Source organism: Oleiphilus sp. HI0067 (assembly GCF_001635735.1).
The window spans coordinates 1-818 of sequence record NZ_LWFI01001259.1; the positions used below are offsets into that span (position 1 = coordinate 1).

Below are 818 nucleotides of genomic sequence, written 5' to 3' on the forward strand. Positions count from 1 at the left end.
GGAGCGGTATCGATCGCTAGAAGGTTACAAGACCCGCTTGCAGAGCTTGTGAAAATAGAGCCCAAAGCCATTGGTGTTGGTCAGTATCAACACGATGTAAGTCAGTTCAAGCTTGGAAAAAGCTTAGACGCGGTCATTGAAGACTGTGTTAATGCTGTTGGCGTCGACGTCAATACAGCTTCTGCACCTTTACTTTCACGCGTATCTGGCATCGCAGCCAACACAGCGTCCAATATTGTTTTGTTCCGAGATACATATGGCGCTTTTCGCTCTAAAGAAGATTTGAAATCAGTGCCTCGTTTAGGCGATAAAGCTTTCGAACAATGCGCTGGATTTCTTCGTATTAACAATGGCGAAAATCCGCTAGATGCCTCTGCCGTGCATCCCGAGTCATATTCTGTCGTTGAACAAATTGCCAAATCTCAAGACAAAAAAGTAGTGCAACTTATTGGTGAAACGTCTGTCACACAACTCGACGCCTCGGCCTTCACTTCCGATAGCATCGGCGTTCATACCATTAACGATATTTTGCGCGAACTTGCGAAGCCTGGTAGAGACCCTCGACCTGAATTTAAATCAGCAAACTTTAAAGAGGGTATCGAAGAGATAAGCGATTTAAAAGAAGGAATGATCCTTGAAGGCAGTGTCACCAACGTGACAAATTTTGGGGCCTTTGTAGATATTGGAGTGCATCAAGATGGCCTCGTGCACATTTCTTGTCTGGCTAACAAGTTCGTGAAAGACCCTCGAGACGTGGTTAAAACGGGCGATATTGTCAAAGTAAAAGTACTTGAGTTTGACGCCAAGCGTAAACGTAT

Annotated in this window: 1 protein-coding gene; it reads left to right on the forward strand. The window is 44.9% G+C overall.

All coding sequences use genetic code 11. The features are described 5' to 3' along the window. On the forward strand, positions 1–818 hold an 818-nt coding region (locus A3739_RS19305; RefSeq protein WP_156502700.1), incomplete at both ends, for a helix-hairpin-helix domain-containing protein.